The sequence below is a fragment of the Pseudomonas sp. HY2-MNA-CIBAN-0224 genome (assembly GCF_040310285.1).
Lineage (GTDB): Bacteria > Pseudomonadota > Gammaproteobacteria > Pseudomonadales > Pseudomonadaceae > Aquipseudomonas > Aquipseudomonas helleri.
Map to the genome: position 1 here is coordinate 47,530 of NZ_JBEOPQ010000024.1, position 20,666 is coordinate 68,195.

The window sequence follows — 20,666 nt, forward strand, 5'->3', positions numbered from 1 at the left end:
GATCGAAGCCCTCCTTGGGAACCATGCGATATGACCCCACTCGTCCCAATGCTGCTCCATAAACTGGCGGTACTCATTACAGCGCTCACGCTCGCCGCCTGTGGCGGTGCAGAGCACGTCGCACCGGTGGAGCCACCGTCGGTGGCGCTGCCCGTGGTCACCGCCAGCAAAGCCGAGGTGGCCCTCGGTGACCTGGCCAGCGGCACGGTCGTGGCCGACGAGAGGGTACAGCTAGCTGCCCGCACGGCAGGCACAGTACGGGCCCCCGGGCTGCATGAAGGCCAGCCGGTAAGGGCCGGCCAGGTTCTGGTGACGATCGATGCGCAACAGGCCGAGGGTGCCGTGCAGCAGGCGCGCGCGGCGTTGCATGCTGCACAGGCACAACAGCGCCAGGCCGATGCCGATGTCGCTCGCAACGAACCGCTGGCGCGTGCCGGCGGGGTTTCCCGAACGGATCTTGAGCAGGATCAGTTGCGCGCCCAGGTCGTGGCGGCTGCTGTCGAGCAGGCACGCGCTGCGATGGCGATCGCCGAAGCCAACCGGCGCGACCAGCGCGTGACCAGCCCGATCGATGGTGCCATCATCACGCGCCACGTGCGCGACGGCGACATCGTGCAGCCGGGCGTATTGCTGCTGACCGTGGAGGGGCGCGACCAGTTGCTGTTCCGCTTCTCTGCGCCACAGGCCAGCCTGCATGCCTTCGCTTCCGGCGCCACAGTGCCGGTGCTGATCGACGAGCGTGAGGATCAGCCTGTCACGGGCACGGTGCGCGCCATCGTGCCGTCGGCCGATCCGGCAACCCGGCGCTACACGGTCGAGATCAGCCTGCCTCCGGACAGCGCGCTGCTGGCCGGCATGTTCGGTCGCGTGCGCCTGCCTGCCAATAGCGCGCACAGCGCAACGGCGGTGACGATCCCCGCCGCGGCGCTCACCGAACAAGGCGGGCTGACCGGCGTATTCGTGGTCGGCAAAGACGAACGGCTGGCGTTTCGCTGGCTGCGCCTGACCGAGCGGTTCGGAGACCAGGTGCTGGTCACCAGCGGACTGGCCGCGGGCGAACAAGTGCTGGCTCGGATCGATCCATCGGTCCGCGACGGCGCCCACCTGGTGCCAGTGGTGCCCGCTCAATGAGCGGGTCATCCCTGAACCTCGCCGGCCGGCTCGCGCGCAGCTTCATCACGTCCAAGCTGACCATCGTGTTCGTGCTCGGCGCACTGGCCCTCGGCGCTCTGGCCGTGCTCTTGAATCCTCGCGAGGAGAACCCGCAGATCGTCGTGCCCGGTGCCGTGGTGGTCGTCGCACTGCCGGGTGCCACCGCTGAGGAAGTGGATCGGCTGGTGGTTTCGCCACTGCAAGGCATCCTCAGCGAGATGACCGGCGTCGACCACAGCTACGGCAACGCCAGTCCGGGCCTGGGCACGGTGCAGGTGCAGTTCAAAGTCGGCGAGCCGCCGGAGGATTCGCTGGTCAAGCTTTACAACCGGGTGATTACCAGCCGCGCTCGCCTGCCGATGGATGCGGGCGTTCCGCTGATCCAGGCCGTGGATGCCGATGATGTGCCCATCGTCACCGTCACATTGGCATCCGACGCCTACGACGACCACGGCCTCAAGCGCCTGGCTGACGCGGTGGCCGAGCGCTTGCGTAGCACGCCCGGCGCAGCCGGGGTTACGGTGTACGGCGGTCGCGACCGCGAGATCGGCGTGGCGCTCGATCCAGTGCGGATGCAGGCCTTCGCGATTTCGCTGGCGACCGCACAGGCGGCGCTTACGGCGGCCAATTCCGCGCTGACGCTGAACGGACCGGTCTCCGGCAACGAGACACACGAACTGCGCTTTGCCGGTGACCTGGACTCGGCCAGGGCAATCCGCAACCTGGTCGTCAGTGTGCACGACGGGCAGCCGATCAAGCTCGGCGACGTCGCCACCGTCACCGACGGCTCAAATGAGGAGATCACGCAACTCAGCCGGTTTGCCTTCGGCCCTGGCGATGCGCGCGCCGAAGAAGCCATCGGCGAAATGCCGGCGGTAACCATCGCCGTGGCCAAGAAGAAAGGCGAAAGCGCCGTCGCAGTCGCGCGCGCAGTGAAAGACCGGGTGCAGCGCATGCAGGCCAGCTTCATTCCGCAGGCGGTGCACGTAGTGGTGACGCGCGACGACGGTCAGAAGGCTGAGGATGCCGTAAATGGCCTGATGGAACACATCATAATCGCACTGGTCACGGTCAGCTTTGTGATGCTGCTGTTCCTGGGCTGGCGCGAGGCGCTGATCGTCTCGGTGACGGTGCCGGTCATCTTCTCGATCACGCTGGCCGTCGACCTGCTTGGCGGCGTGACCATCAACCGCATCACGCTGTTTGCTCTGATCCTGGCGCTTGGTCTGCTGGTCGATGCCGCGATCGTGGTGATCGAGAACATCCATCGTCACTACCACCACGCCCGAACGCCCGGCTCGAAGGAAGAAGTCACCGTCCTTGCGACCAACGAGATTGGCAACGCCACCAACCTGGCCACCTTCGCCATCATGCTGGTGTTCCTCTCGTTGTTGCTGATAACCGGCATGGCCGGAGACTATTTCTATCCGCTGGCCTTCAACGTGCCGGTGGCGATGCTGGCGTCGATCATGGTGGCCTACATCATCACGCCGTGGGCAGCCAACCGCTGGCTCAAGCGGCCCCAACCTGCCGGCACGGCCGTGGCTGGTAATGCGCAAGGTGATGACCACCACGAGTCCAGGCCGGACTGGCTACAACGTACCTATCTGAAGTTTTTCATCCCGCTGCAAGAGCGCCCGCGGGTGCGCCGCTGGCTGGCGATCGGCATTGCGGTAGCGATGGGGCTGTCGCTGGCCCAGGGCGGCTGGCAGTTCGTGCGACCGGCCGGCATTGGCGGGCCGGCACCCTATCTGGGCGTGGCGCTGGGCTTTCTGCCCAAGGACAACAAGAACACCTTCAGCATCGTGCTTCAGGCCGCGCAGGCCAGCCCGGTGGAGGAAACCGACCGACTGGTGCGAGAAATCGGCCGGGTACTGGCCCGGCTTCCTCAGGTGACGAACTACCAGAGCTGGGTCGGCCGAACCGGAGTAACAGACTTCAACGGCCTGATTCAGGGCACCTCCTTGCTGACCGGCGAGCACATTGCCGAGATCCGCGTCAACCTGACTGACAAGCACAACCGCTCCGAGAGTTCCATCGACATCGTCCACGCATTGCGCCCGGACATCGAGGCGATCCGCGCCCGTCATCCCGGCGCGCGCATTCGCCTGGTCGAGGACCCTCCCGGCCCGCCGGTGCGCGCCACGGTGCTGGCGGAGCTCTACGGCACCGATCTGGAGGTGTTGCGGCAACTCTCGCGTCAGGTCGAGGCTGAATTTGTCCAGACCTATGACATGGTGGACATCAGCAACAGCGAGCCGACCGATATGCCGCAGTGGCGGCTGGTGCCCGACCGCGAGAAGGCCGCGCTGTCGGGCGTCTCGACCGCGCAGATCGCCGAGGTGCTGGACATTGCCTACGGCGGCCGAGTGGTCGGCCGCGCGCACCTGGACGGCGAACGCAATCCGGTGTCCATCCGCGCCTACGTACCACGCGCCGCACAGCCCGATCCGGCACGGCTTGAAGGGCTGTACGTGCCCAATGCCGAAGGCCGGCAGATTCCACTGGCTGAAATAGTGCGGCGCGTGCCCGCCGAGGCCGATCGGCCGATCCTGCGAAAGGACAACGAACCGGTCATCTTCATCGGCGGCGAATTGGCGCGCAGCGTGCCCACCTATGCCGTGCTCGATCTGACGCAGCGACTGTCAGGGATGCGCGCACCTGACGGGCAGCCGCTAGCGATCGGCAATCTCGGTCTGCGCGAGACTGTGCCCGACACCATCGACGGCTACCAGTTGCTGTGGGACGGCGAGATGCGGCTGACGCTGAACATCTACCGCGACATGCTCGCCGCCCTCGGCGCGGCGCTGGCGGCGGTCTACGTGCTGCTGGTGGCCTACTACCGTTCCTTCCTGATCCCGCTGATCGCGATGGCCGCGGTGCCGCTGGGAGCGATCGGCATCCTGCCCGGGCACTGGCTGCTGGACACGGATTTTTCAGCCACCTCAATAGTCGGGATCATCGCGCTTTCGGGCGTGGTGGTGCGCAACTCGCTGCTGATCATCGACTTCATCCAGGACAACCTCAAGCAGGGCATGCCGCTGGCAGAAGCCGTGCGTCAGGCCGGTGCGGTGCGGCTGCGGCCCATCCTGCTGACCATGCTGGCCATCATCCTCGGCTCGGCCATCATGGTGCCCGACCCTGTGTTCGGCGGGCTGGCGATCTCGCTGATCTTCGGCACGCTGGCCTCCACGGTGCTTACCGTCTTCGTTGTGCCCACCCTCTATTACCTCGACGCGTTACGCCGTGAAGGGCTTACGCCGCAAGCAGGCCTGGCCGTCGATAAGGAGAACACCCAATGAATCATGCAGTTTTCCGTCGGACTGCCTGGCTGGGGGCAACGCTGTGCGCTGCCGCGCTGTTGGCGACCGAAGCCATGGCGTCGGAATGCCAGTCGGTGCTGGATCAGATCAGCCGGCCGACTGTGAGTCTGCGCGTGGACAACGACCTGTTCGGCGGCAGATCCCAGGATCAGGGTTATACCAACGGCCTGCTGGTGACGCTGGTGTCGCCCAACCTGCTCGATTACCTGGACGACCCCTTCCTGCCGACAGCCGCCAGGTGGATCAACCGTGGCCTGACATGGCTGCAGGTCGACGACTTCGACCAGATCAACATGATTGCCAGCTTCGGGCAAGGCCTGTTCACCCCGGAAGATCACGGACCTTCGGAGCTGACTCCAGACGATCGCCCGTACGCTGCGGTGTTGTTGTTCAGTGTGGGCTACAACGCCCGCAAGGGCGATCACCTGACAACCAACCAGTTGCGGCTGGGCATGGTGGGACCCTCCGCACGCGGCAATGAGGTACAGAGCAGCGTGCACAAGGTGATCGGCAGCCCTCACTTCAATGGCTGGGATCACCAGTTGCGTGATGAGCCCGTGTTCCAGCTCCTGCATGAGCGCATGCGCCGCCACGATCTGCCGCCGGTGCCTTTCGCACGTGGTAGCGGTCTGTCGCAGGACATGATCACTCACTGGGGCGGCGCGCTGGGCAACTTCGGCACCCATGCCAACTTCGGCGCCGAGTGGCGTATCGGTTGGCGGCTGCCCGACGACTTCGGCAGTTCGCCACTGCGCCCGGCAGGAGAGAACACCGCACCGCCGGTCTCCGGCAACACGTACCGCGGCTGGGCCGGACATTTCTTCGTCGCCGCCGACGTCCGTTGGGTGCTCTACGACCTCACGCTCGATGGCAACACCTGGAAGAACAGCCATAGCGTCGACAAGCGCTCCTCCGTGGCCGACGTCGGCCAGGGCATCGCGGTGACCCGTGGCGACTGGAAGTTTGCGTTCGCGCACCACCTACGCACGCGGGAGTTCCGCGAGCAGAAGGAGTTGCCCGTCTACGGCAGTTTCACCATCAACCGCAGGTTTTGATCTGCATGGGCTGCGCAGATCGTTATTGGTTGGTCATTCATAACGTAAGGAATCTCTCATGCGGAGTACGGTAATTGGATCGGGCAGGCTCGGAGGGCCGGCCTTTGCCGCAAAGCACAGGGCTGAAGTTTTCCCCCTCCTGAAGCGTGCCGTGTGGCATCTGGGATGCGTGATGGCGGCAATGGCCGTCGCGGGCTGCGCGCCCACCCTGAACATCCGCGCAGTGCCCGAGGAGTTGCCGGTGGCCACCCACTGGCCTGCCAATGCCCTGCCTGCCGAGAGACAAGGCATCCGCCCTGTGGAGTCGCCATGGCGCGACTACGTAGTCGACGAGCAACTGCGCGCGCTGATCGAGAAGGCGCTCGCGAACAACCGCGACCTACGCCTGGCGCTGCTGCGTGTCGAGGAAGCGCGTGCCGCCCACGGTATCCAGCGGTCCGAGCAGTTCCCGATGATCGGTCTGACCGGCGTGGGGGCTCGCGCACGCGTGCCGGACGATCTGATTCTGACCGGAGAACCTGCCATCCATGAGGTGGCTGGCCTAGCGGTCGGCCTGACCAGTTGGGAACTCGACCTGTGGGGCCGGGTGCGTAGCCTCAATGAGGCCGCACTGCAGAACTACCTGGCGACCGACCATGCACAACGCGCCGTAAGGGCCAGCGTGATCACAGCCGTCGCGCAAGCCTACCTGAGCCAGCGCGACTACGATGAGCGCATCGCGCTGGCGAATCAGACCATTGCCAGCCGCGAGGAGTCCTACCGCATTTTCCGCCGCCGCAACGAGATGGGGTCGACCTCCGACCTGGAGCTGACCCAGGTCGAAACGTTGCTGATCCAGGCCCGCACGCTGGGCACGCAGCTTCAGCAGGCCCGTGCGGCGCAGGCCCATGCGCTGACCCAACTGGTGGGCGCGTCCATCGAGCAGCTAACCATCGCCGAGCCTGCGCTGCGCGACGAGGCCATCTTCGCCGCGCTGGATGCTGGCCTGCCCTCCGACCTGCTGACGGCCCGCCCCGACATCATCGCGGCCGAGCGCCAGCTCGCCGCCGCCAACGCCAACATCCGTGCGGCTCGGGCTGCCTTCTTCCCGCGCATTGCGCTGACAGGAAATTTCGGCACATTGAGCGCCGAACTCGCCGGTCTTTTCGAGTCCGGCAGCCGCACCTGGGTGTTCGCACCCACGATCTCCCTGCCGATCTTCGATGGCGGGCGACGCCGCGCTGCGCTGGACTTGGCCGAGGTGCGCAGCGACATCGCCGTGGCCAGCTACGAGAAGACCATTCAGAACGCCTTCCGCGAAGTGGCCGATGCGCTCTCCGCTCGCCAGGCGCTGGCGCAGTTGGTCGAGCAACTGCGCCAGGCCCGCGATGTGCAGGACCGGCGCGCCCGGCTGGCGCAGTTGCGCTATGAGAGCGGTGCCGCCGCCTATCTTGAAGTCCTGGACGCGCAGCGCAACCAGCTGGAGGCACAGCAACAACTCGTTCAGGTGCGCCGACAGCTGCTGGCCAGCCAGGTGGCCCTGTATGCCGCGCTCGGCGGTGGCGCCGGTTTCGACCGTACTGTCGAGAGTACTGCCGGCAGTCCGTCGAATCCCTCCCTGACCACCAGGCTCCCCCATCAAGAGTAAGGCTGCGCAATGGCACAAATGTCTTTCCTCAAGCCACCGTCTCATCGCATTCATCGTCGTACTCGCCGTGGCACCTACAAGAAACTGGGCAAGCGTAGCGCTCTATATAAAGCCAAGTGCAAGATCGAGAAGGCAAAGGCAAAGGTTGAACACCCATTCAGAGTGATCAAGCGCCAGTTCGGTTATGTGAAACCACCCTGGGCTGCATACGTAAAGAGCGTGTGTGGTGAGCGCCACGGGAAAAGGCTGACCAAGAGTCAGTCAGGTATGAGTGATTGAGACGAACGTAAGTGAACCATCGAAGAAGTGTCGATAATTGCAGACGATATCGAAACCAGAGACTCGACAACGCTCTGGGACAAGTCAGACGGGCGCCTGGGTTCTGGTCTGGCGGTATCCGGCATAGAGGTGGCGTGACGATCATTCAGGCACATGTACGGAACATGGAAATCTGTCATTGCGATGCCAAGGGAGCGATTCAACCAGAGAGGCGTTATCTCTCCGGCACTTGCGAATTGGACGCTGGATGGCCTGGAAGATGTCGTCCATGCAAGCGTGGCTTCGACAGAGCGCAAGCGTAAGCCATTCAAGATACACGTCGTACGATATGCCGATGACTTCATCATCACAGGGGCCACGAAAGCTGTTTTGCAACATCAGGTTCGTCCTGCAATTGAGGCGTTCCTGAAAGAGCGAGGTTTGGAACTCTCTGATGAAAAGACTCAGATAACGCATATCTCGCAAGGCTTCGATTTTCTGGGCCAGAACGTACGCAAGTACACCGGCAAGCTACTCATCACTCCGGCTCGCAAGAGTGTGAAACCACAGACCATCCGTAGTGACAACGGCCCGGAGTACATCAGCAGTAAGCTTGTTCTGTGGGCGGAAAAGCGCGGCGTTCGCCTGGAGTACATCCAGCCAGGAAATCCACAGCAGAACGCCTACGTCGAGCGCTACAATCGCACGGTGCGTTACGACTGGCTGGGGCATTATTTGTTCGAGTCGATCACCGAGGTGCAGGAACATGCAACTCGCTGGATGTGGACATACAATCACGAACGGCCAAACATGGCCCAGGGAGGTATCACCCCCAAACAGAAGTTGGCCCGCGCGGCCTGACCTCTACTTTTGGCGAGTGCTAAAAATGGGGGGATTCCCCCCTCAAGGCGCAAAACTATGCATTTGAAGGTGGAAAATGATCCGTTTTTCGATTGAGACGTTGTTTTTTCGAGTCGTTGAGAAAAACACCATGAAAATCGCGACTACTTCAGACCTTCCGTAGAGAAAGCGAATGCCGGGCTGTAATGGCTCGGAAAGGGGTTGGAACATTACTCTACGGGAAACCGGGCTGACTTCTGCGTGGTCGTTGAACACATGAGCGAAGATTAGGTTGGGCCTGAAAGGGTGCAGGTCAGCGCGCAAGAGCATGGGTTCCCCATGTCCGCGACCTGAGTCCGTATAGCGGAAACTGGCCAGCTCAGAGCGGATTGTGAAGATCCATCTGTACCCAGAAGGAATCAAGGCAGATAGATCGGCTCTTGATCGGGCTTACAACGGATTGAGCCGTATGCGGTGAAAGTCGCACGTACAGTTCTTAGGGGGCCCTAGCGGACTGTTTGGTTAGTTCAATAACTTATTCTTGATTGCGGTGAGCTTTGCGCGACTAACAGAGTTGATGATGGATTCAGCCGTTTTGTTCCAGCGAAATGGCTTGGCTGAATGTTCATTATGGGCCTCGATAAAACGGCGAATTGCCGCTTTCAGATCAGCCACGCTGCTGAACGCATCGCGATACAGCGCCCGCCTTCCAATTGAGCAAACCAACCCTCAACGGCGTTCAACCATGAGGCGCTGGTCGGCGTGAAGTGCAGCTTGAAGCGGGGATGCTTCTCCAGCCACGCCTTGACGGCGGCTGTCTTGTGAGTCGAGCTGTTGTCCAGAATCAAATGCAGATCCAGCTCGGCAGGCGTCGCGCGGTCGATCTGTCGCAAGAATTCAAGGAACTCTTTGGCCCTGTGTCGTTGGGTGATGCGACCAATGACCTGGCCCGTCAGGATGTCGAAGGCGGCATACAAACTGGCCGTACCGTGACGCTTGTAGTCATGCGTCCTGCGTTCGATCTGACCCGGCTTGAGCGGCAGCATGGGCTGGGTGCGATCCAGCACCTGGATCTGGGTTTTCTCGTCCACTGACAGCACCATCGCATTGTCAGGCGGGTTCAGGTACAGCCCAACCACATCGACCACTTTGCCAGCAAAGTGTGGGTCGTTGCTGATCTTGAAGGTTTTCAGCCGGTGGGGCTTGAGGTCGGCAGCGGCCCATACCTGGGCGACTTGCCAGACGGTAACGCCCACGTATTTGGCCATCAGGCGCAGGCTCCAGTGAGTCGCCTCACGCGGTACACGCTGGGTCGTCAGGGTGAGGATTTCCTTAATCTTCGCCTCGTCGAGCTTGCGTGGATGTCCGCTACGCGGGAGATCGCTCAGCCCAACGAGGCCAGCTTCCTGATAGCGCTTGCGCCATTTGAATACGACAGGTGCCGAAACTTCCAACCGATCACTCACCTGCTTGGGCGTGAGACCGCTGGCCAGCAGCAACAGAATTCGGGCACGTTGCCCAAGGTTTTGCGGCAGAGTTCCCATGCATAACCAGCTTTGCAGCGTCTCAACATCAGTGGGTTTTAAACAAAAAGAAGCCGCTGGTCGAGCCATGCTACACACGCCGAAAAAGGAGGGATGCACAGTATATTTGTTATCCCCCTATCGATAAACGAACTTTACGGACAGCCAACTAAGCCAGCAGTGGCCTAGGGGCTACCCGACTAAGAGGCAGCATTTTGCACCACCGATCATATCGACTACACTTAAGTGTAGTTTAAATATTTAACACCGTAACCTATGGTGAGAATCTCCAGTTAGCTGGCGCGAGAATAGCATAATGAAAATAAAAATAATAAATAATGATTTCCCGGTTGCCAAGATCGGGCTGGATCGAATTACAACTCTAGTAAGTGCCAAAGTCCATAACTGCATATATCGGCCCAGATTGAGTATCGCGGATGGAACTGCGCCCAGAGTATGCCTTTACAGAGCCCCGCCTGGATATGGAAAAACCGTGGCTCTTGCGTTCGAGTGGCTACGCCACAGAACAACCGGACGTCCTGCAGTGTGGATTTCTTTAAGAGCCAGTTCTTACAGTGAATTTGATATCTGCGCAGAGATTATTGAGCAGCTTGAAGCTTTCGAACTGGTAAAATTCAGCCATGCGAGGGAGGGTGTGAGCAAGCCTACGCTCTTGCGAGACCTTGCATCCAGTCTTTGGCAGAGTACCTCGAGTAACGAGATAGAAACGCTAATTTGTTTGGATAATATTAATCAGGGTTTGGGCTTGCCGTTGTTGCACGCGCTTATGGAGTTCATGTTAGAAACACCAAAAAGTATCAGGTTTGCAGTCGCAGGTAATACAATAAAAGGGTTCTCGCGGCTTAAACTTGCAGGCGCTATGCAGGAGCACACCGAGAAAGATTTGGCCTTTAGCGCAGACGAGGCAGTGGCATTAGCGGAGGCAGAGGCTGTTCTTGGAGTTTCTGAGGTACAGATAGAGGCCTTGGTGCAAGAAGTGGAGGGGTGGCCTGCTCTTATAGGGTTTTTGTTAAAATGTGAGTTGCCGGCCAAGTCTATTTCAACAGTAGTTGAAATAGGTAATTACTTTAATGATGAAATATTTGAGGCGCTTCCCGAGCGGTATCGTGTTTTTCTTGTAAATTCTTCATTGCTCGATGTCGTGACGCCTGATGGCTACAATTATGTATTCAAATGCGTCAATGCGGCCTCATGTATTAAATATCTGAGCACGAATTACATGTTGCTTCGCCATGTAGAAAGTGAGCCGGCGCAGTTTACACTACATCCAGTATTGCGTGATTTTCTTCAAGGAATTACTTGGGCTGAAAATCCTGCTAAAAGATCCTACTTGCTTAAGCGCGCTGCTTTCTGGCATTGGCGTAGAGGCGAATACCAGTACGCAATACGAATAGCCCTACGGGCGAATGACTGTCGCTGGGTTGTCGGCATGAGTGAGGGAATAATTTTAGATTTGTCATTTCGTCAGGGCGAAATAGATACGCTGAGACACTGGCTGTCGGAGCTGCCAGTGAAGGACTTGCACAAGAACCCCATAGTACTTATTAGTTACGCGTGGGTATTGTATTTCAGTCAGCAAAGCGCGCGAGCAGAAGAGAAGTTACTTAAAGACCTAATTATACCCCACCCGATAAAAAAAAACAAATGGCAAGAAAAAGGATGGCCGCAGCTTGTGTTTGCAATAGGTAAAGCAACGAATGATGAAATGCTTTTAAGTGAGGAGCTCTGTAATAAGTGGATTAGTTTATTTGGGGATTCAAACGCAGTTGGAAAAGGGGCCGCGCTAACCTGCTTGGCTTTTATTTTTGCCAGTGAGTATAGATTTGCAGAGTTAGAGAAGGTGCTGACTCAGGCCCAAGCCGTGAATAAATTTGCAAAACAAGATTTTGCTTTCGGTTGGCTGTATGTCGCCAAGCTTCAACAAGCGCTAGCAAGCGGGAAAATGAGCTGGGCCAGGCAGCTTATAACTCAAGCACGCACAGACAGTGGCGCGCAGATTATGGAGACCGCGTTTACTTCGAAAATGCTGGACGCTCTAGAGCTTGAGTCAAATTATGAATTGTGCCGCTTGGACACCTCAGAAGAAAAATTCTCCGAAATTTTAGAGTTTATTGCCAATCACGGGGTGACAGACGTGTTTTTTTCCGTATGCCGTGTTGTGTCAGCTTGGCGGCTTGGAAGGAATGACCTGAATGGTTCCATTGAGATTTTGGAGTGGGCGAAGGCACATGCGGCTGAAAAAAATCTACCAAGATTGGAAGTTATGAGCCAAATTGAGATCTATCAACGCCTGCTCTTTCAAGGCGTAACGTACATAAATACGTTACAAGCTTTTGAAGATCGCAAGATTTTCTCCGGACCGCACTCAGCCCCCCTAAAGGCACGCCTGCTGCTTGTTCAATCACTCGCGCTTTCCCGAGATCAGAACTTTCATCTTGCCGCGCACAGAGCGCTATTGGCTATTCAGCAAGCCCGTAAAATTAGCGCAGGCCAATTGGAAGTCCGTGGCTTATTGTATTTAGCCGGAGCGCAAGCAGGTGGCGGCACATTAAAGAAGGCTCAGCATAACATTGCTTATGCATTGGAGATGGCAAAACAGCTTCAATGCTTTCAAACAGTGCTGGATGAAATACGTTTGATTAAGAGGTTAATACCGACTTCATGTGAAGTCTTCGCAGCAGTTAATTTAGATCAAGCGATTGGAGCTTTTAGTCTGCCGCAAATGGTGGAGATTAGAAAATCCGCAGAAAATAAAGCTGGTGATTTTTTGACACTGAAGCAGGTCAGTATCTTGAAACTTGTAAAAGAGGGGTGCTCAAACAAACAAATAGCAACAAAGATGTATGTCACCGAAGATGCTATAAAGTGGCATATGAGGAAAATATTTACCATCCTTAATGTAAAGAGTCGCACGCAAGCAATAAGTGAAGCCGAACGTCAGGGTGTTATCTGAGGTGATCGGCATTAAGCAATATAGTGAAAATATATCAGAGAGAATATTATGGCAATTGTTATTGTTGGCGCTGGTACAGCTGGAGTAAATGCTGCGTTCTGGCTTCGTCAATATGGTTATAAAGGGGGCATTAGACTTTTGAGCAGGGAGTCTGTGGTACCTTATCAGCGGCCTCCCCTATCCAAGTCTTTTCTGACAAGTGAGACTGCAGAATCCGCAATACCACTAAAGCCAGAAAGTTTTTATACGAATAATAATATTAGCATTTCGTTAAATACACAGATTGTATCAATTGACGTGGGGCGTAAGGTAGTTGCTGCTAAAGACGGAGAAGAGTACGCGTATGAAAAATTGATTCTTGCAACAGGTGCTAGCGCGCGTAGATTAACCTGCGAGGGATCTGAGCTGTCTGGAGTCTGCTATTTACGCAGTATGGAAGACGCCAAAAATTTACGTAGGAAACTTGTGGAGAGTGCGTCTGTTGTTGTGTTGGGCGGCGGAGTGATCGGGCTTGAAGTCGCCTCAGCTGCGGTGGGCATAGGGAGGAGGGTCACAGTGATAGAAGCCGCCCCGCGTGTAATGGCGCGCGTGGTTACGCCGGCAGCAGCCAACTTAGTCAGAGCCCGCCTGGAGGCTGAAGGAGTTGGGTTCAAGCTGAATGCGAAATTAACGTCCATAAAGGGCAGGAATGGCCATGTTGATCAATGCGTACTTGAAAGTGGAGAAGAAATTCAGGCGGATCTGATTATAGTTGGAATCGGTGCTATCCCTGAGCTAGAGCTGGCAACTGAGGCGGCCCTTGAAGTGAGTAATGGCGTTGTGGTCGATGATCAGATGCGTACATCGGATACCAGTATATATGCGATCGGCGACTGCGCACTGGCTAGGAATCTTTTTTTTGGAACGATGGTACGTTTAGAAACAATTCATAATGCGGTTACACAAGCTCAAATTGTCGCAAGCAGCATCTGTGGCACGTCAACGCCAGCACCAACCCCACCACGGTTCTGGTCTGATCTTAAAGGGATGACGCTGCAAGGACTTGGTGCTCTAAAGGACTACGATAAACTCGTTGTTGCAATTAATAACGAAACTGTTGAACTAGAAGTCCTTGCGTACAAGCAGGAGCGACTGATTGCAACTGAGACAATAAATCGGCCTAAACGTCAAGGTGCGCTTGGAGGGAGTATAAAATTACCTGATTAGCAATGATGCTCAGCCACTCGAACCAACCGCAAGTGTTGTGAGGGGGGCAGGTAGTGGCGGCGATTAGTAGACACGAATGCCGCGTACTCAGATCGAAGCGTCCCCCCGGTTAAATCGGTAAGCGTCTGGGCGTAGCGTCGGTAGTGCTCGACGAACTGGGTGTAGCGGTAGGTCGGCATGCCCCGCATGCGCGGCGAGATATTCCTCCCACAGCAGTTGCAAGGTGACACCCTTGCGGCGCAGCTCGCGGTGGATGCTCAGGTCGCGGTAGGGACGGCAGTTACCTGCCGCCCCCCGCACAGATCCGTACGTGCGGAACTACCGCATACGGCTCCTGCCTCGGGTATGTGACGCGAAGCGGTCCCCCGGCCCTCAGGGTACGGATGTGCATTTCTGGGTTTAGGTATGTAGAGGTCGGCGAGGCGACCGTAGCGTGACCATTGGAGTGGTTCCAACAGGCAGCTTTTGGCCGCGTACTGCCTAAGCGCTAACGAGCAACGCACGAGCGCAGGTAGCCGCCCTTCGAAAATCGGTGCAGTAGCGGCCAACTATTTCCGATTGCCTCAGATCTTGTCCCACTGAAAGCCTGACAGCTCACGCCTACCAAGGAGCCGCCATGAGCCACCAAGCCTTCGAGTACCGCACCGAGTTCACCCCTCTGCTCTATCGCCTCCAGACCAGAAGCTTCCTGATCTTCAAGTCCGAGGAGCCTACGACCGAGCCGGACATCCAAGCCTATCTGCAGGATCCGCAGCGCCAAGAACTGCTGTCTCGGCTCGGCCGAGACGGCTGGGAGCTGGTCAGCGTCCAGTCGGTGGTACGCGGAGAGATCAAGGTCGGCAACCAGAACGCCCAGGGCTGGGCATACGGCATCGCCCTGCCGACTGGGTATCTCCTGTTCTTCAAGCGACCGCTGCGTAGCGGCTGAGGCCTTCAGTTGGCCGCGGAAAAATCCATCGCCATCCGAGTATGGATTTCTTGCGGCAGGCATAGGGGGGAAGTCGGCAAGCTGGCACCATCCGATCTGCCAGAGTCCAGCCGTGAACCAGCACCAGATCCTCGCTGCACATCATCGCCGCTTCGTCCGCTACATCCTCGCCGCACTGATCTGCTGTGGTCTGGCGGCATCTGATGCCGTTGCGGCCAACGCATCCGAACAGGCCAACCTCGAGGTCATGATCCGGCAGCTCAATGCCCTGGAAGACACGGCAAGGCGTAGCGCACGGGTCGCAGAGGAGCCTGGCCAACGCTACTTCTTCGACTACCAGCGCCTGGCGTTAGACATCCAGCGCGTCCGCCAAGGCCTCCAGGACTATCTCACTCCGAGCCGAGCTCAGCCCCGCGATCCCGTCGAGCTGACGGGCAACTACACCCTCACAGGAGGCCGCATGCCATGAGCATGAGCGCAGCGCAGTCCTCAGCCTTTCAGGCCGCAGGCGGCTTTCCTCCTACGGCTAGCTACGCACTCTTCGTTGGATTCGCCGTGGCGATCACATTCCTGTGGGGGGCCTGGGCCATCTACAGCACCTACAGGGGCTGGGCCACCGGCAACCTCGACCGTTCCATCGCGGCGCCGACGGCGATCCGCGTCCTGGTGCTCTGCATGATCCTCACGCTCTTCGTCCTCAGCTAAACCTTCGGAGTTTCACCATGCTCAAGCTCAAGAAAGCCTTCAGCCGCTGCCTCACCCTGGGAGCATTCGCGCTTCCCCAGCTCACCCTGGCGGCCCTACCTCAAGCTCAAGCCCCGAGCCGCGGCGAAGGCACGAACATGACGCAGACCATGCAGAACTATGCCTTCGACGGCTTCATGCTGCTCGGTCTGATCGTCCTGGGTGTCATGTTCCTGGGCGTGGCATGGCACGCCTTCGGTGTCTACCACGAGATCCACGAAGGCAAGAAAAAATGGCGAGACCTCGGCTCCACCGCGGCCGTCGGTGTCGGCATCCTTGGGATCGGCATTTTCCTGGTCACCAAAGCCACCGGCATTCTTTGACAGGAACTGGCCATGGCAGACGTTCTAGATGACGGCACGTTGAGCTTCCTGCCGGTACGGCTGAACAACCAACCGGTGGTGATGGGCGGTCTCACCGCCGACGAAATGTGGACCACGGTGTTTCTCAGTGGGGGCGTCGGTTTCGCCCTGGGCATTCCCGTAGCGATTCTGACCCAGGTCTGGGCACTGATCATCGGTGGAGCACTTATCGGTGGAGTGTTCGGCTTGACCGTTGCCAGCCGCATCCTGCGCCGCCTGAAGCGCGGTCGCCCGGACACCTGGTTCTACCGCCAGGTCCAGCTCGCGATTGCCCGGTACGCCCCGGCCTGGAGCAACGCCGGCCTTATCACGCGCAGCGGTGCGTGGACCTGTCATCGCACGGAGTGAGCATGAGTTATCGCAAGAAAGTGGATGCCCAATACGCCCACATCGTCAGTCTGCGCATCGGCCTGGGCCTAATGGCCGTGGTGTGTCTTGCCCTGGCCTATGGCTGGTGGTCCGCACCACGAGAACTGACGGTTCATGTTCCGCCAGACTTGCGCTCTGGAAGCACACGAAAGTGGTGGGACATCCCCCCGGAGTCGGTGTACGCCTTCGGTCTTTACATCTTCCAGCAGATGAACCGCTGGCCGACCGATGGCGAGACCGACTACCAGGACAACATCTACCGCCTGGACGCCTATCTCACCTCCAGCTGCAAAACGTAGCGCCATCATCCTGGGTGTTGGCTTCGCACCAGAAAGCTGGAATCAGCACATTGGTAATCTTGTTGATTACTCGGAAATGCCTACCGAAAGTGTCTCGATAATCTCCGGATTTCTGGATGATCATGCTCATATCCGCTGGGCAGCGCTGACCAATTGGTACTAATCCCACTAGTTCCCTGGGGTTCCTCAGTGGTGTGAATAGATCCAGGTTTCATCGATACTTCTGACATAACCCGCTGGAATCCGAATGGCCGCTCCCGGCTGATTCTGTTGGAAAAGTCGTTTCTCAGAAACGGAGACTTTTCAGATTACCCTTACGCAGGCATCGAGCCCCTTCCGGCTTCAGGCGCAGGTGCTGACCATCCTTTACCAAGTACGTCATAGCCCTGTGGATATGAGGTCGAATCGCTTGATCCCCCCTCTGGATCTGGCCAATGCCGCACTTATCTCCATATCGATCCTTGTCGTGGTTGCAGCTTTCCATGTAGCCCTGACCACGCGTAATGTCTTCCCACAAGCCCCCGATCTCGATGGCTTTCCAGACATCCCGGCAGACCACGTTGCCATTGAAGAAGTAAGCAGCATGGATGTGAGAGCCCTGACCATCATTGCGGTCACCCTGCTCCACCGAGTAGATGTAGCCGATAAGATGTTCAAAGATCGGATTGCGTTTATGCGCGATAACTAACTGCTGCATGTCATCAAAGACGTGCTCAACTCGTAGCCTGGCCTGAGCCTCTGAGCGATAGTAAAGATTCAGCCTGATTATCGTGGTGCGGGAGTAAAGACTCATTACAGCATCCGTGTACTCCACGATCTCCCTCTCCTGCTTACGGGCCTCAAAGCGACGATCCCCAGGCCTACGCTGATAACGTTGCTGACGGGTCAATTGACGAATCCGTGCCACCAGGACGTTCATGCTTTGGTGGTGGTCCAGGTAAGCCGTACCCTTTTCATTTAGACAGACAGGCCCCTCAGTACCACGCACTAGGCCGACGTCCTGAAAGGCTTCCATGAACGCTTGCAGGTGCTCGCTATAGCTGTACTCAACACGTTCATCAAATAGGTCAATCATCTGCTGGATGTATGTGAAGTAGCGGGAGAGTCTGGTCTCTTCGAGACGCTCGTAGCCTGAGCGGCTATGCGTGATTCGGAATGCTGGTGTCTCGGACTTCTCGATGGCTTGGACGAGTGACTCAATTTGAAGGGCAATGTCGGATTGGGAGAGGTGGGTGTAGGTCTTACGATTGCTCATGGTGGGTACCTGGTTGATTGACTCATACCTAGTACGTGATGTGGATTTTTTAACCGTTCTCCTTTTCCTCTGCTGGTAGTCCATGCTGAGGGATAGCGATGATGGTTGCTATTAGGAATGTAGAATAGATAGTTAATAGCTATCTATATCAATAGATGCAGCTTTACTCACTTCCGACTATCTCGGCGAGACAGGGCAATGGGGAGCAAGATTGCCAAGCCTATCGAGAGATTTTCCGCATCGCTTCTTGGGAGAGTTAGCTGAGAAACCGACCTCTAAATGCACAAGCGACATTACCAGTCGAAGCTAGTCATAGCGCATGATTATCAGTCCTATCCAGCCATGCTTTGGGCTATGACGCCGTGGTCGCAAGGACAAATACTCAGTAACCGACTTCTTTCTGATGCCGAAAGGCCAGTACATAAACAGCGTCATCCGCCCGCTCATGCCGATAGAGCGCAACATAACCCGAATCACCGAACTCGATTATCAGCTCACGCAGTTCCGGCAGTTCTGGGAATGGGCGACCTACTTCCGGACCTTCTTCCAGTCGAGCGAGTTGTCGCTCAATCGCCTGGGCAGCACGCCGAGCTACCTGCGGACCTTTCTCGACAAGAAACTGACGGCAACGCTCCAGCCCTTGCGCAGCGCCTTCAGTGATAATCAATCGTGGCACTTGGGAAGCTCCGCCTCAGCATCGGTGCCCCAGGTATTTAGCCAGGTCCGAGTCTCTTGGCCGGTCAGATGTCGCCCCGTTTCCTGATAGGCTGCCCACGACGCCAAGGCTTCCTGCTTGAAGCTCTCGCGAGCTTCCTCGCGCTCGACGTACTGCGCTATCGCTTCGCGCATAATCCAGTGGGACGAACGTTGACGGAGACCAGCTAGGTGCTGAATGCGATTTTTCAGCTCGTCATCAATTTTGATAGAAGTGGCCATAGCCGAACCCTCGTTATCTAAAGGTATTACCTTTTGATAAGGTATCAGTCTCCAAGTTCATCTGTCCATACGCTCAGAAGACGGACGACTGGACGCAGAACTGGGATGGGGGGACAAGTGGGGGGATAGATACTTAACTAAAAAATAAATTCATATAAATCAACACACTGGACAATAAAAAACGCCGCCCACAAGCCGGCTTTTTAATGCCTGAAATAAATTCCCCTGCCTGAAAAACCTGCCATCACATCAGCGATAACAAATCGAATCAGCACCTGACACGTCGCCAAAGACAGCTTTCAAGTACACGTATGGCCAACATGTCGTCGTCAGCGACACGTGAACGACACATGTCGCAAAAAGTTAAAAATTGCGACACGTAGTGCTTACCTGTCTACACTGACGACATGAAAAGGGCGCTCAACAGAGGTGTCCTGCCTTAAATGGACTCCTCCGTGAGCAAGCTCTCAGCCATGACTTCAACTCAGTTACATTGGCAAGCCGACAGGCCCTATAACCAGTTGCCAACCTTGCCGCCAACAGTTGAGCTGGAAACCCGCGCAGTTCTCAAACGCTGCATCGAAGCTCGCACTGCCTTGGCCGAGTTAAAACAAGCCGCTGAGCTGATTCCTAACCAAAGGATGCTGATCAACACGCTCCCGCTGCTTGAAGCCAAAGACAGTTCGGAGATAGAAAGTATCGTCACCACGACGGATCTGCTGTTCCAGCATGCCCAAGATGGCGAACACCAGGCTGACCCTGCCACCAAGGAAGCTCTGCGCTACAGAAAGGCTCTGCACAATGGCTACCAGTCATTAGCCGATCGTCCACTCTGTACGGGTACGGCAGTCGAAATATGCCGAACGCTCAAGGGCATGAATATGGATATACGCCGAGTACCAGGCACTCAACTGGCCAATGATCGCACTGGCGAGATCATCTACACCCCACCGGAAGGCGAAGATCGTTTGCGGGACCTGCTCGCCAACTGGGAGCGCTTTCTACACAACGAAACTGACCTGGACCCTTTGGTGCGTATGGCGATCGGTCATTATCAGTTCGAGGCTATTCACCCGTTCACCGACGGCAATGGCCGTACCGGACGAGTGCTAAACACGCTATTCCTCATCCAGGAGGGCTTGCTGAATCTGCCGATTCTTTATCTCAGTCGTTACATCATTGCGCACAGAGCCAATTACTACCGACTGCTGCTCGATGTTACCCGCGACAACGCATGGGAACCCTGGCTGCTGTACATGCTCAGCGCCGTAGAAGAGACCGCGCGCTGGACCTGCGTCAAAATCGCCGCCATCCGCAGACTTGCCGAGCACACTACTCACTTTGTTCGGGCGCAACTGCCGAAAACCTATTCCCGCGAATTGGTAGACGTTATTTTCGAACAACCCTACTGCCGCATCAGCAATGTTGTCGACAAACAGATTGCCCAGCGTCAAGCCGCCTCACGCTACCTCAAAGAGTTGGTCTCCATTGGCGTCCTGCAAGAAGTACAAGTTGGCAAAGAAAAGCTGTTCATCCACCCCAAGCTGATGCACCTACTGACTCGCGACGATAACAACTTCACGCCCTATGGTTGATACATTTTTTGCGAGCAATTCATTGCTGCGCGGTGGCAAGTGCGTTGCCGGGATAACCAGGTGTTTCGTGCACAGGCGCTGGTAATTACCACCGCCCCCATCTGGAACACCAGCTGAAACCTGTAGTCGCTGCCGAAGAATGAGGCTGCGAGGGGTTGACCCTGTAGGAGCGAGCTTGCCTCGCGATCTTTTAAAAGATCAAAAGATCGCGAGGCAAGCT

Annotated in this window: 16 protein-coding genes and 4 pseudogenes; 15 read left to right on the forward strand and 5 right to left on the reverse strand. The window is 57.2% G+C overall.

The genetic code is table 11. The features are described from left to right. Positions 1 to 30 precede the first annotated feature (30 nt). The 6 genes and pseudogenes from AAEZ03_RS13190 to AAEZ03_RS29265 form a co-directional block, all read left to right on the forward strand. Positions 31 to 1,131, forward strand: a complete 1,101-nt coding sequence (locus AAEZ03_RS13190) for an efflux RND transporter periplasmic adaptor subunit (protein ID WP_150056066.1) — start codon at positions 31 to 33, stop codon at positions 1,129 to 1,131. Next, entirely contained in the window at positions 1,128 to 4,454 is a 3,327-nt protein-coding gene (locus AAEZ03_RS13195) for an efflux RND transporter permease subunit (RefSeq protein ID WP_025167810.1), read from the forward strand. The genes AAEZ03_RS13190 and AAEZ03_RS13195 overlap by 4 nt, the downstream gene beginning before the upstream one ends. Next, complete coding sequence (locus AAEZ03_RS13200) at positions 4,451 to 5,530, forward strand: lipid A deacylase LpxR family protein (RefSeq protein WP_126589729.1); 1,080 nt, start codon at positions 4,451 to 4,453, stop codon at positions 5,528 to 5,530. The genes AAEZ03_RS13195 and AAEZ03_RS13200 overlap by 4 nt, the downstream gene beginning before the upstream one ends. A gap of 172 nt (positions 5,531 to 5,702) precedes the next feature. Further along, positions 5,703 to 7,157: an efflux transporter outer membrane subunit gene (locus AAEZ03_RS13205; protein WP_051394296.1), complete on the forward strand. Its 1,455-nt coding sequence runs from the start codon at positions 5,703 to 5,705 to the stop codon at positions 7,155 to 7,157. A 63-nt stretch (positions 7,158 to 7,220) separates the two neighbouring features. Next, a pseudogene (locus AAEZ03_RS13210) lies at positions 7,221 to 7,376 on the forward strand (IS5/IS1182 family transposase); the annotation flags it as partial. 264 nt (positions 7,377 to 7,640) lie between these two features. After that, a pseudogene (locus AAEZ03_RS29265) lies at positions 7,641 to 8,276 on the forward strand (transposase); the annotation flags it as partial. A gap of 501 nt (positions 8,277 to 8,777) precedes the next feature. On the opposite strand, the pseudogene AAEZ03_RS13225 reads toward AAEZ03_RS29265, so the two are convergent. Continuing rightward, positions 8,778 to 9,868: pseudogene (locus AAEZ03_RS13225) on the reverse strand (IS630 family transposase). Positions 9,869 to 10,271: 403 nt separating this feature from the next. Here AAEZ03_RS13225 and AAEZ03_RS13230 point away from each other — a divergent pair. From AAEZ03_RS13230 to AAEZ03_RS13265, 8 genes and pseudogenes are all read left to right on the forward strand, one after another. Next, complete coding sequence (locus AAEZ03_RS13230; protein WP_350579218.1) at positions 10,272 to 12,752, forward strand: LuxR C-terminal-related transcriptional regulator; 2,481 nt, start codon at positions 10,272 to 10,274, stop codon at positions 12,750 to 12,752. A gap of 48 nt (positions 12,753 to 12,800) precedes the next feature. After that, complete coding sequence (gene alkT / locus AAEZ03_RS13235; RefSeq protein ID WP_126589108.1) at positions 12,801 to 13,958, forward strand: rubredoxin-NAD(+) reductase; 1,158 nt, start codon at positions 12,801 to 12,803, stop codon at positions 13,956 to 13,958. A gap of 616 nt (positions 13,959 to 14,574) precedes the next feature. Continuing rightward, positions 14,575 to 14,886 carry a DUF4177 domain-containing protein gene (locus AAEZ03_RS13240; protein WP_025167819.1) on the forward strand — a complete coding sequence of 104 codons (312 nt, stop codon included), beginning with the start codon at positions 14,575 to 14,577 and terminating at the stop codon, positions 14,884 to 14,886. Positions 14,887 to 14,998: 112 nt separating this feature from the next. Further along, positions 14,999 to 15,355 carry an integrative conjugative element protein, RAQPRD family gene (locus tag AAEZ03_RS13245; RefSeq protein ID WP_126589111.1) on the forward strand — a complete coding sequence of 119 codons (357 nt, stop codon included), beginning with the start codon at positions 14,999 to 15,001 and terminating at the stop codon, positions 15,353 to 15,355. After that, on the forward strand, positions 15,352 to 15,591 hold the full coding sequence (locus AAEZ03_RS13250) for a TIGR03758 family integrating conjugative element protein (RefSeq protein ID WP_126589112.1): 240 nt from the start codon (positions 15,352 to 15,354) through the stop codon (positions 15,589 to 15,591). Before AAEZ03_RS13245 ends, AAEZ03_RS13250 begins: the two co-directional genes overlap by 4 nt. Before the next feature lie 17 nt (positions 15,592 to 15,608). Continuing rightward, positions 15,609 to 15,953: a TIGR03745 family integrating conjugative element membrane protein gene (locus AAEZ03_RS13255; protein ID WP_126589113.1), complete on the forward strand. Its 345-nt coding sequence runs from the start codon at positions 15,609 to 15,611 to the stop codon at positions 15,951 to 15,953. A gap of 12 nt (positions 15,954 to 15,965) precedes the next feature. Next, complete coding sequence (locus tag AAEZ03_RS13260) at positions 15,966 to 16,340, forward strand: TIGR03750 family conjugal transfer protein (RefSeq protein ID WP_025167823.1); 375 nt, start codon at positions 15,966 to 15,968, stop codon at positions 16,338 to 16,340. Between the two features lie 2 nt (positions 16,341 to 16,342). Next, positions 16,343 to 16,654 (forward strand): annotated as a pseudogene (locus tag AAEZ03_RS13265) (PFL_4703 family integrating conjugative element protein); the annotation flags it as partial. A 292-nt stretch (positions 16,655 to 16,946) separates the two neighbouring features. On the opposite strand, the gene AAEZ03_RS13270 reads toward AAEZ03_RS13265, so the two are convergent. The 3 genes from AAEZ03_RS13270 to AAEZ03_RS13280 all read right to left on the reverse strand — a co-directional run bounded on the left by AAEZ03_RS13270 (position 16,947) and on the right by AAEZ03_RS13280 (position 18,851). Continuing rightward, positions 16,947 to 17,915: an inovirus-type Gp2 protein gene (locus AAEZ03_RS13270; RefSeq protein ID WP_126589115.1), complete on the reverse strand. Its 969-nt coding sequence runs from the start codon at positions 17,913 to 17,915 to the stop codon at positions 16,947 to 16,949. A 382-nt stretch (positions 17,916 to 18,297) separates the two neighbouring features. After that, a complete protein-coding gene (locus tag AAEZ03_RS13275; RefSeq protein ID WP_095039812.1) occupies positions 18,298 to 18,591 on the reverse strand; it encodes a type II toxin-antitoxin system RelE/ParE family toxin in 294 nt (97 codons plus the stop codon). Continuing rightward, positions 18,579 to 18,851, reverse strand: a complete 273-nt coding sequence (locus AAEZ03_RS13280; protein WP_126589116.1) for a CopG family ribbon-helix-helix protein — start codon at positions 18,849 to 18,851, stop codon at positions 18,579 to 18,581. Before AAEZ03_RS13280 ends, AAEZ03_RS13275 begins: the two co-directional genes overlap by 13 nt. Positions 18,852 to 19,324: 473 nt before the next feature. Between AAEZ03_RS13280 and fic the strand changes: the two genes are divergently transcribed. Next, positions 19,325 to 20,446 (forward strand): protein adenylyltransferase Fic, encoded by a 1,122-nt coding sequence (gene fic / locus AAEZ03_RS13285; RefSeq protein ID WP_350579230.1) that lies wholly within the window; start codon positions 19,325 to 19,327, stop codon positions 20,444 to 20,446. Here the strand turns inward: fic and AAEZ03_RS13290 are convergent. Then, positions 20,437 to 20,666: hypothetical protein (locus AAEZ03_RS13290; RefSeq protein WP_350579226.1), on the reverse strand; the 230-nt coding region annotated here is incomplete at its 5' end. The two genes, fic and AAEZ03_RS13290, sit on opposite strands and share 10 nt — an antisense overlap.

Excerpts from the sequence above, each read along its gene's own strand:
- AAEZ03_RS13190 (WP_150056066.1), top strand. The coding sequence starts at position 31 with ATGACCCCACTCGTCCCAATGCTGCTCCATAAACTGGCGGTACTCATT.
- AAEZ03_RS13195 (WP_025167810.1), top strand. The coding sequence starts at position 1,128 with ATGAGCGGGTCATCCCTGAACCTCGCCGGCCGGCTCGCGCGCAGCTTC.
- AAEZ03_RS13200 (WP_126589729.1), top strand. The coding sequence starts at position 4,451 with ATGAATCATGCAGTTTTCCGTCGGACTGCCTGGCTGGGGGCAACGCTG.
- AAEZ03_RS13205 (WP_051394296.1), top strand. The coding sequence starts at position 5,703 with ATGGCGGCAATGGCCGTCGCGGGCTGCGCGCCCACCCTGAACATCCGC.
- alkT (WP_126589108.1), top strand. The coding sequence starts at position 12,801 with ATGGCAATTGTTATTGTTGGCGCTGGTACAGCTGGAGTAAATGCTGCG.
- AAEZ03_RS13240 (WP_025167819.1), top strand. The coding sequence starts at position 14,575 with ATGAGCCACCAAGCCTTCGAGTACCGCACCGAGTTCACCCCTCTGCTC.
- AAEZ03_RS13250 (WP_126589112.1), top strand. The coding sequence starts at position 15,352 with ATGAGCATGAGCGCAGCGCAGTCCTCAGCCTTTCAGGCCGCAGGCGGC.
- AAEZ03_RS13255 (WP_126589113.1), top strand. The coding sequence starts at position 15,609 with ATGCTCAAGCTCAAGAAAGCCTTCAGCCGCTGCCTCACCCTGGGAGCA.
- AAEZ03_RS13260 (WP_025167823.1), top strand. The coding sequence starts at position 15,966 with ATGGCAGACGTTCTAGATGACGGCACGTTGAGCTTCCTGCCGGTACGG.
- AAEZ03_RS13270 (WP_126589115.1), bottom strand. The coding sequence starts at position 17,915 with ATGAGCAATCGTAAGACCTACACCCACCTCTCCCAATCCGACATTGCC.
- AAEZ03_RS13280 (WP_126589116.1), bottom strand. The coding sequence starts at position 18,851 with ATGGCCACTTCTATCAAAATTGATGACGAGCTGAAAAATCGCATTCAG.
- fic (WP_350579230.1), top strand. The coding sequence starts at position 19,325 with ATGACTTCAACTCAGTTACATTGGCAAGCCGACAGGCCCTATAACCAG.